Annotated in this window: 10 protein-coding genes and 1 pseudogene; 4 read left to right on the top strand and 7 right to left on the bottom strand. The window is 42.1% G+C overall.

The window, feature by feature from the left end:
- Position 1 precedes the first annotated feature (1 nt).
- Together V7K84_RS20310 and V7K84_RS20315 are read right to left on the bottom strand one after the other, a co-directional pair.
- Positions 2–454: a DUF3531 family protein gene (locus V7K84_RS20310; RefSeq protein WP_334840649.1), complete on the bottom strand. Its 453-nt coding sequence runs from the start codon at positions 452–454 to the stop codon at positions 2–4.
- Positions 455–624: 170 nt separating this feature from the next.
- On the bottom strand, positions 625–1,581 hold the full coding sequence (locus V7K84_RS20315; RefSeq protein ID WP_334840651.1) for a Sll0314/Alr1548 family TPR repeat-containing protein: 957 nt from the start codon (positions 1,579–1,581) through the stop codon (positions 625–627).
- A 309-nt stretch (positions 1,582–1,890) separates the two neighbouring features.
- Between V7K84_RS20315 and V7K84_RS20320 the strand changes: the two genes are divergently transcribed.
- Together V7K84_RS20320 and rsmG are read left to right on the top strand one after the other, a co-directional pair.
- Entirely contained in the window at positions 1,891–2,565 is a 675-nt protein-coding gene (locus V7K84_RS20320; protein ID WP_334840654.1) for an ABC transporter ATP-binding protein, read from the top strand.
- A 90-nt stretch (positions 2,566–2,655) separates the two neighbouring features.
- Positions 2,656–3,390 carry a 16S rRNA (guanine(527)-N(7))-methyltransferase RsmG gene (gene rsmG, locus V7K84_RS20325; protein ID WP_334840657.1) on the top strand — a complete coding sequence of 245 codons (735 nt, stop codon included), beginning with the start codon at positions 2,656–2,658 and terminating at the stop codon, positions 3,388–3,390.
- Positions 3,391–3,750: 360 nt separating this feature from the next.
- Here rsmG and V7K84_RS20330 read toward each other — a convergent pair whose 3' ends face one another.
- The 5 genes from V7K84_RS20330 to V7K84_RS20350 all read right to left on the bottom strand — a co-directional run bounded on the left by V7K84_RS20330 (position 3,751) and on the right by V7K84_RS20350 (position 6,991).
- Positions 3,751–4,530 (bottom strand): superoxide dismutase, encoded by a 780-nt coding sequence (locus tag V7K84_RS20330; protein ID WP_334840659.1) that lies wholly within the window; start codon positions 4,528–4,530, stop codon positions 3,751–3,753.
- 111 nt (positions 4,531–4,641) lie between these two features.
- Complete coding sequence (locus tag V7K84_RS20335) at positions 4,642–5,739, bottom strand: ABC transporter ATP-binding protein (protein WP_334840661.1); 1,098 nt, start codon at positions 5,737–5,739, stop codon at positions 4,642–4,644.
- Positions 5,740–5,791: 52 nt separating this feature from the next.
- Positions 5,792–6,019, bottom strand: a complete 228-nt coding sequence (locus V7K84_RS20340) for a type II toxin-antitoxin system HicA family toxin (RefSeq protein ID WP_334840663.1) — start codon at positions 6,017–6,019, stop codon at positions 5,792–5,794.
- Positions 6,019–6,237, bottom strand: a complete 219-nt coding sequence (locus V7K84_RS20345; protein ID WP_322685392.1) for a type II toxin-antitoxin system HicB family antitoxin — start codon at positions 6,235–6,237, stop codon at positions 6,019–6,021. The genes V7K84_RS20340 and V7K84_RS20345 overlap by 1 nt, the downstream gene beginning before the upstream one ends.
- A 25-nt stretch (positions 6,238–6,262) precedes the next feature.
- Positions 6,263–6,991, bottom strand: a complete 729-nt coding sequence (locus tag V7K84_RS20350) for a GUN4 domain-containing protein (RefSeq protein WP_292738502.1) — start codon at positions 6,989–6,991, stop codon at positions 6,263–6,265.
- Between the two features lie 276 nt (positions 6,992–7,267).
- Between V7K84_RS20350 and V7K84_RS20355 the strand changes: the two genes are divergently transcribed.
- A complete protein-coding gene (locus V7K84_RS20355; protein WP_334840668.1) occupies positions 7,268–8,689 on the top strand; it encodes an NADP-dependent isocitrate dehydrogenase in 1,422 nt (473 codons plus the stop codon).
- 340 nt (positions 8,690–9,029) lie between these two features.
- Positions 9,030–9,219 (top strand): annotated as a pseudogene (locus V7K84_RS20360) (hypothetical protein); the annotation flags it as partial.

The following is a 9,219-nucleotide window of genomic DNA, read 5'->3' on the forward strand; positions in this document are numbered from 1 at the left end:
ACTAATTATCATAAATAGACTGGGGACGACTTTCGCTATCCTCAATAGGCCAATCTGAATTTTCACCACCGATATACAATTCTTCAATGGTGACATATTCCTGACTTAGCTGGCTGAGGGCGTTGATTAAAATATCCAGAGCGATCGCATCACTGGTTCCTAAGTCAAACCAACAACGCCCCCATTGACCCTCATATTCAAACTCACCGATGTTGTGCATCAGTGCTAGCAGGCTTTTGTCATAGCCTTGTTCATCATAATTCATGTAGCTGATATCGAGTCCAGTGTCCTGCACCTGGAGATTTTCTGCATTAAATGCACCCAATTTACCTAAATAAAACCAGGAATTGAAAACTTCTTCTACATACTGCTTTTCACGCGCAGAAGGATTTGTGCTGAATTTCAGCCAAATCCACATATCAAAAGGATTAATTTCGCGGAACTGAATCTCCATTTTGGTCTAATATCTCAAGTACTCTTCTGCAAATAAGCATATCAAAGTAGGGAGTGGGCTTGCCGTGACTTGTGCCGAGCATCTCGACTTACTTCGACTACGTTCAGTACAAGTCGCTCGATGGAACCGGAGCCGAGGTAGCGTAGCCGAACGGGAGTAGGGAATGGAGGTTAAGAATTCTTCAAGCTAACAGCACTTCTGCGTTCACGCTCAATTTGTTTAACTAAATCGCCTGGGAGTTGGGATTTTTTAGTCAATGCTTTGTCAAAATTAGCGATCGCTTCCTGGAACAACTGCTGGCTTTTTTCTTTTTGCCCAAGTTTTTTAAGGATTTGGGCTTTGAGATAATAAATTTCTGGATTATCTGATGTAGTTTTGATCGCCCGGTTGACATATTCTAGTGCCTGTGGATACCGTTTTAAATCCCGGTAAGCAAGAGCAATACCCCGATCCACTAAATACTCAGGAGCAGCATTTTTTTCTAAGCGTCCAATTGCCTGATCTGGGCTAGCAAAAGGCAAATTAACCGCCAACAATAAATCCATATAACCCTTGATTAAATTCAGTTCTGGATCGTTGGCAGAAATTGCTTCAGCTTTGTCTAAATATTCATAAACTTGCCGCAACCGACTAAAGGCTTGCGGCACACCGTTGACTGTACCCTCACGGGTAATAACTACTGCACCTTCTAAAAAATGACCAACAGCAGTGTATAAATTACCACGCAATGGATCGCTAGGAATCAGTTTTTGTCCAGTTTCTAGAGTTTTCTGACTATATGTGTCAAGTTTAGCCCAATCTTTATTTCCGTATGCTAAAGATGCCTTCATAGCATAGACTAGAGGTTCATTTGGCTCTTTGGATAGTGCTTGTTCCAGATAACGATCTGCTGCTGGATAGTTGCCCTGTTGGAAAATCGCTTTAAAAGCTGCTTCTGTTTGGTCGCCAATTTGATGAGGTTCGCGATCGCGAAACGGATCGCCAGCCAGGGAGGGATTTACCCAGACATTAAGTGCGATTGCCCAAGGGGCAACGCCAAAGGCGAACGCAACTGCAAAAGCAGTCTGAGCAAAGGCAGTGAGTTTAGCAGACACTACTAATCGAGGCGAAGAAAACCTTTTAGTCATTTTAACCCTCAGAATAATTGCGGTTGAAATAGTTGTATGTGTTACTTAGAATGCAAAAATGGTTAATTTCAACTTGCCTCTGCTTCAACCAAAATTTTTTTATATATTGGTAATCTTTCCATGTTTCCAGGCTTGCTCTAGCCATTATTTCAGGCCTAGTCTGCCACAATGGAGAAAAAGTGGATAATTCTTGCTGCTAAATTAAGGTGTTAATCCAGGTAAGGCGCTATAAATTGTTTTTCCAGAATTTTCCAGACATTCTCAGTGTAACTAATCAGTAATTTGCTGACTTTTTGGTAATCTTAACAAATGCTTTATCTCCGAAATGTAAATTATCATCCTACAGCGTGCCCAACAGCGATTCTCAAATCGATCAATTTAGAATTAGCACCCCAGCAGCTAGGTCTGATTATTGGCCCGAGTGGTTCCGGTAAAAGTACCTTACTAGAAATTTTGTCGGGACTAGCCGAACCCACTACCGGCGCACTCTTCTGGCGGGAACAAGAACTTATAGCCGAACAGCTACAACAATTAGCCGGGTTAGTATTTCAGTTTCCAGAGCGGCACTTTTGCGGTGGTTCGATTTTAGAAGAATTACGTTTAGGACATCCTGAGTTAGGGTCAGAACGAGTCAGACAGGCCCTTACTGAAGTGGGATTAGAGCATTTATCGCTCTCCGCCGCTCCCCATGCTTTGAGTGGTGGTCAGCAACGACGTTTAGCTTTAGCAGTGCAATTGATTCGCCAGCCAAATTTACTGTTATTAGATGAACCCACAGCTGGTTTAGATTGGTCAATGCGTCGGCAACTGGTAAATTTATTAGCGAAACTGAAACAAGATTGGACATTGTTAATAGTGACACACGACGCTGGGGATCTGTTAGCGATCGCAGACCGTTGCTGGACACTCAACCACGGCGAACTAGAATCAGTAGACCCAAAGTCACTAGAATCCAAAGTTAAAGAACCTCTACCAACTGTGTGAGAGCAGGGGAGCAGGGGAGCAGGGGACAAAAGGACAAAGAGAAAAACTATGCCCCATGACAAATGACAAATGACAAATGACAAATGACAAATGACAAACCTATTGCCTGAAATGGCAGAAATCTGGCAGCAAACTCTTAATTGGCAACCAACTCTTCAACAACAAGCGCAATTCCAAAAGCTTTATGAGTTAATCCTAGAAGGTAATCGCCAACTAAATTTAACTCGGATCGTCGATCCCCAAGAGTTTTGGGAAAAACATCTTTGGGATTCTCTACGAGGAATTGCACCTCTATTATCAGCAAATTTCTCCCTCGCTTCCCCTGCTCTCATCGATATTGGTACAGGTGCGGGTTTTCCGGGTGTTCCCGTAGCAATTACTGTAACTAATTGCCCAATTACTCTTCTTGATTCCACTCGGAAAAAAATTACTTTTCTCGACAATATATTAACTGAACTTGCCCTTATCAATGCCAAAACTCTTGTTGGTAGGGCTGAAGAAATCGGTCAGCACTCCCAGCATCGACTAGCTTATGATATTGCATTGATCCGTGCTGTAGGGGCAGTTTCTGTCTGTGCAGAATATACTCTACCACTGCTCAAACAGGGAGGTTTAGCTATAATTTATCGCGGTAATTGGACAGAGGATGAAACAGCTGCTTTAAAGAATGCTGTGAAGCAGTTGGGTGGTGTCATTGAATCAATCGAACAATTTACAACACCCCTGAGTCACAGCATCCGACACTGTGTGTATGTGCGTAAGGTAGCTACCACTCCAGCTAATTTTCCTCGTGCTGTAGGTGTACCGACTCAAAAGCCTCTTTGAGCCGCAAGTGCGAGAAAAAGACAAAGTATTAGCTCTAATTCCCAAAAATATACCAAGTGCCATTACTCGATCGCCAAACTGACTTCGCAGTTTGGCGATTTAAAGCAAATCATTATTCATCTTTTGAAAATGATTAGCGCTCTTCTATGACTCTGGAGAGAGAATAATCCAAGCGATTAGATAATGCACAACGGCCGTCTCAGTGACCACCTGCGCGGACTAATGCCAAAATAGGGTTTCTAATTTAATCTGACGAGAGTAATAAAAGAGCGTTAGATTATCACATCAAAAAACTGGCAACAGAAACAATATTCTGTCGCCAATTTTTAAGCACATATAACCCTAAATTGTTGTCTGGTTTCAGGCAAATTTACTTGCTGCTGCAAACCGCTTGTTAATCTCATCCCAATTAACCACGTTCCACCAAGCGTCTAAATAATCAGCGCGGCGATTCTGGTAATTTAGATAATATGCATGTTCCCATACATCATTACCCAGGATGGGATATTTACCTGCACTTAAGGGACTGTCTTGGTTAGCTGTAGTTGTCACTTCCAACTTGCCACCTTTGTTACGTACTAGCCAAACCCAACCACTACCAAAACGACTAGCACCAGCTTCGTTAAACTTTTCTTTGAAAGTTGCAAAAGAGCCAAAACGTTGATTAATTGCGGAGGCTATATTTCCTGTTGGTTCACCACCACCTTTCGGCTTCATAATTTCCCAGAACATTGAGTGGTTAACATGACCACCGCCATTATTACGTACCGTTCTACGAATATCTTCTGGCACATTCTCAAGTTTTTGCAACAGTTCTTCAACAGTTTTACCTTTGAGTTCTGGATGTTTTTCTAAAGCTGCATTTAGGTTTTTCACATAAGTTGCGTGGTGTTTATCGTGGTGAAATTGCATCGTTTTGGCATCGATATGTGGTTCCAGTGCTTCATAGGCGTAAGGTAAACGCGGTAGTTGGATAGCCCCTGTTGTATTGGCTGTCGTATTTGCTTTTGTATTTGGTGTTGTGTCTGAAGTTGCAGTGTTTACCTGAGGAGATTTCTCTGCCAATGCACAAGCATCTAATGCAAAAGCACCCGCACCTGCTGTGAGTAAAAACACGAAATGGCGTCGATTAATAGTCATATAAGTTTTTGCAGCTAATCCATTAAGTCTCTATTGCAGTTTTTATTTTCTTAGATTCTGGCTACAAAAAATTAGAAATTGACAATTATTTCTGACAGTTTAAGAAACTCTTTAGAAGATTCTGTCCCCAGTTTTAGGATCAAATACAAACAATTGATTTAAATCGAGTTGTAGAGAAAGGCGATCGCCTGGACGAAGACGCACATCACCGCCTACCTGGATATTCAACATCACCGCCGAACCAGGTAAACCAGCACGAATCAAAGTTTCTCTTCCCAAAGGTTCCACCACCTTAACTTCCACAATCAGCTGACCATCATTTACTTCTTGGGGACTTGGCGGTTCCTTAATAAAAATATGCTCTGGACGAATCCCCAAATCATAACTGTGTCCTTGACGCAACTGTAATTTTTCTTCCACAACTGCTGGAATTACTAATAACTGTCCACTTACATCAAAACCGTTATTTTCATAGATTGCAGGCAAAATATTCATTGGTGGACTGCCTAAAAAACTTGCCACCATCTGATTAGCAGGACTTGCATAAATAGTTTGGGGATCGCCAATTTGTTGAATCCGCCCGCGATTTAGCACGACGATTTTATCAGCCAAAGTCATCGCTTCAACTTGATCGTGGGTGACATAAATAGTTGTAATGCCTAATTCTTGATGTAACTGTTTCAATTCTGCCCTGGTATCATCGCGCAATTGGGCATCTAAATTAGATAAAGGTTCATCAAGTAAAAACACTTGGGGTTCACGAGCGATCGCTCTTCCTAATGCTACCCGTTGTTGCTGTCCCCCGGAAAGTTGTTTGGGTTTACGATCCAGCAAATGATCCAAAGAAAGCGATCGCGCCACATTCATCACTCGTTCTTGAATGATTTTTCGGTCAACCTTCCGCATTTCCAAGCCAAAGCCGATGTTTTGCGCCACACTCATGTGAGGATAGAGAGCGTAGTTTTGAAACACCATCGCCACATCCCGTTGTCTGGCTGGGATATTATTTACCAAGCGATCGCCAATATAGAGTTTGCCAGATGTAGCGGTTTCTAAACCCGCGATCGTTCGCAAAATTGTAGACTTACCACAACCCGATGGCCCAACTAAAACCCAAAATTCGCCATCAGGAATTTCAAAGCTAATGTCCTCGATCGCGGTGACATTATTGAATCTACGCTTAATATCTTCTAGACGAACGTTTGCCATTATCTAATTTGAGATTGTGGATTTGGGATTAGTGGAAAACTTCCCAAGTCTATTATTCCAGCAAACCTATAAACTCTTCCCTTGTAAGTTCAACATCGCGTAGTATTTTGCGTAATAATCCTTTACCTATTGTTTTACCAGCATGAACAGGAATAGTTACTAACCGCCCATCTTCATGTTGCATTTGTACATGAGAGCCTTTTTGACGCACCGTCTGAAATCCTATTTTCTCAAGGGCGTTAATAACTGTTTTACCTGTTAAAACTGGTAGTTTTGGCATTAAATTACTACCTTTTGAATACCTATAAATTCTGGTATTTTTTCATCACTTGTTGTTTCTAAACAAAGCTCAATTACTTCTTTCATATTAACCATCAACTCATCAATTGTTTCTCCCTGACTGTAACAGGCTTTTAGCTGAGGAACTTCTCCAACATAGTAGCCATCTTCATCCCGTTCAATGATGACGTAGAATTCTCGGTTCGTGGGATTAATCATAATCTATTTGTACGTAGGCTCAAAATCATTTTTCTGGATTCTTCGACCAAGCAGGGTGAGAAAGTAAAGAAGCAAAAACTCGTACTCCCCGAAGTTGATTAGAAAGGGGTAAGTGACCTTTAGGCGCACTCAAATCCCAAGTAAACTCGTTAGGGTATCGCGTCCAAGTATTACCTGCTTTCCAGCCAATTTTCGGCCAGAAATTCTCCCAGTTTTTACCCAAACTTAACCAGATTTCTCGCTGCACTGAAAAACCAAATTTACCTTCGGAGTGGACTAACCAGAGGTTGTTAATAGTTTGCAAGTCAACAGCCGAGGTATTTTCTACTTCAGTAAAATACAACCATTTTCGTTGTACAGCCGTTGGCCCTGATAGTTCGCACATTTTTTCAATGGTGACGCGATCGGCTGCTTGGAAGTCTTGAACAGCCAATAGCTGTTGCAAAGAATTATAGTTAATCCCGCACTCTGATTTTAGAGGTACAATTCCCTCAGGAAAAGAAGAGCGCAAAAATTCTTTGACTTGAGGTGCGTCAGAGTTGTATAGGACTTGGTAAGCTTTGCCATCAACCCAAGTTGCTGGGTTTTCACGTCGTTTCAGTAAAAATTCCATCAACACGTCTAATCCCTCATTACCCAACTCAGCTAACTGTGGGATTATCTGCTGTTGGACTTTTTCAGACCCAGCGATTAACGGTTGTCGGAGGGAGTCGATGTCATTTGCAGGGCCTGATAAAATCATTGGGTCTGTCATGCCATTCTTGTGTTAACGGTCAGTGAAAGAGCGGTAAGCTATCGGGCATTCTCGAAAGTGAAACACTGATAGCGAAAAGTAGTTTACTATTTTTGATCGTACAAAATTGCGATCGCTTCACTGAAATCTCTCACTTAATCCCCAAATAATGTACAAGGGGAATAGGGGGAAAATCTGTGCCTTATGGCTTGGCGAACAAAAGACATAGCAAAATATACAAGCCTGCCACATAAAGATTTTTTGAATAGCAGCGTATCGATTAGGAGTGTGTGAACGATGTACGAAAAGATTACCCCCCCCGCAGCCGGAGCAAAAATCACCTTCAAAAATGGTGAACCAATCGTACCGGACAATCCAATTATCCCCTTTATTCGTGGTGACGGCACAGGTATAGATATCTGGCCTGCTACGCAAAAGGTGCTAGATGCTGCGGTAGCCAAAGCATACAAGGGTCAGCGTCAAATTAGCTGGTTTAAGGTTTACGCTGGGGACGAAGCTTGTGATTTATACGGAACTTACCAGTATTTACCTCAAGACACTCTAACAGCAATTGAAGAATATGGTGTAGCTATTAAAGGGCCTTTGACTACTCCCATTGGGGGAGGGATTCGTTCTTTAAATGTGGCATTACGGCAAATTTTTGACTTGTATGCTTGCGTGCGTCCTTGCCGTTACTATGCAGGTACGCCCTCACCGCACAAAAATCCCGAAAAGCTGGATGTAATTGTTTATCGGGAAAATACAGAAGATATTTATTTAGGGATTGAGTGGCGACAAGGTAGCGAAATCGGCGATCGCTTAATTAAAATTCTCAATGAAGAATTAATCCCCGCCACCCCAGAACATGGGAAAAAACGCATTCCTCTTGATTCTGGTATTGGCATCAAACCCATCAGCAAAACTGGTTCTCAGCGCCTAGTCAGACGTGCTATCAAACACGCCTTGCTATTGCCCAAAAACAAGCAACAAGTGACTTTGGTGCATAAAGGCAACATCATGAAGTACACCGAAGGCGCTTTCCGCGATTGGGGTTATGAACTAGCAACTAGTGAATTTCGCCAAGAAACTGTTACAGAACAAGAATCTTGGATTTTGAGTAACAAAGAAAAAAATCCGAATATTTCCTTGGAAGAAAACGCCCGCCAGATTGAACCTGGGTTTGATAACCTTACCCCAGACAAGAAGGCGCAAGTTGTCAAGGAAGTTGAAACTGTTCTTAACACAATTTGGGCAACCCACGGCGATGGTAAATGGAAAGAGAAAGTTTTGGTGAATGACCGGATTGCTGACAGTATTTTTCAACAAATCCAAACCAGACCGGATGAGTATTCGATTTTGGCGACGATGAACTTGAACGGCGATTACTTGTCTGATGCCGCTGCTGCCATTGTTGGGGGATTGGGAATGGGGCCAGGGGCAAATATTGGTGATTCTAGTGCGATATTTGAAGCTACCCACGGCACTGCACCCAAACACGCCGGATTGGATCGGATTAATCCAGGTTCAGTGATTTTGTCTGGCGTGATGATGCTGGAATTTTTGGGTTGGCAAGAAGCCGCAGACCTAGTTAAGAAAGGTTTAAGCGATGCGATCGCGAGTAGTCAAGTCACCTACGATTTAGCCCGGTTGCTAGAACCGCCTGTTGAACCCTTAAAATGTTCTGAATTTGCCGACGCAATTATTCAACATTTTGGTTAATTCTATTAGGGTTAAGTCGAATTACCCCACCCTAACCCTCCCCTTGTAAAGCAGGGTGGTTTTATACAACCAGAGAAAAATTAAAACTGGGTTTCAAAGCCTCTCTCCGTTTCGGGGAGAGGTTTGGAGAGGGGTAAAAAGCCATGCTACAAAACAAGAAATCAAGGCTTATGTATTATTTCTTTTTTCGTATGAAACCACCCTGCTTTTTTAAGGGTGGTTAGGGGGATCGACAAATATTTAATACTTCTCAGACATCCTCTGATAAATCAACCATTTTAAACAAGCGAAATGGCATTTCACTTGCGGAAAACACCAAAATCAGAAAGCAAACTGGGGTTTGAGTAAGTCAAATGGCATTTTGAGAAAGCAAAAGCTTCTTTTACTTGCGGAAAACACCAAAATGAGTAAGTCAAATGGCATTTTGAGAAAGTCAAAGCTTCTTTTACTTGCGGAAAACACCAAAATGAGTAAGTCAAATGGCATTTTGAGAAAGTCAAAGCTTCTTTTACTTGCGGAAAACACCAAAA

This window comes from Nostoc sp., assembly GCF_036917315.1.
GTDB lineage: Bacteria > Cyanobacteriota > Cyanobacteriia > Cyanobacteriales > Nostocaceae > Nostoc.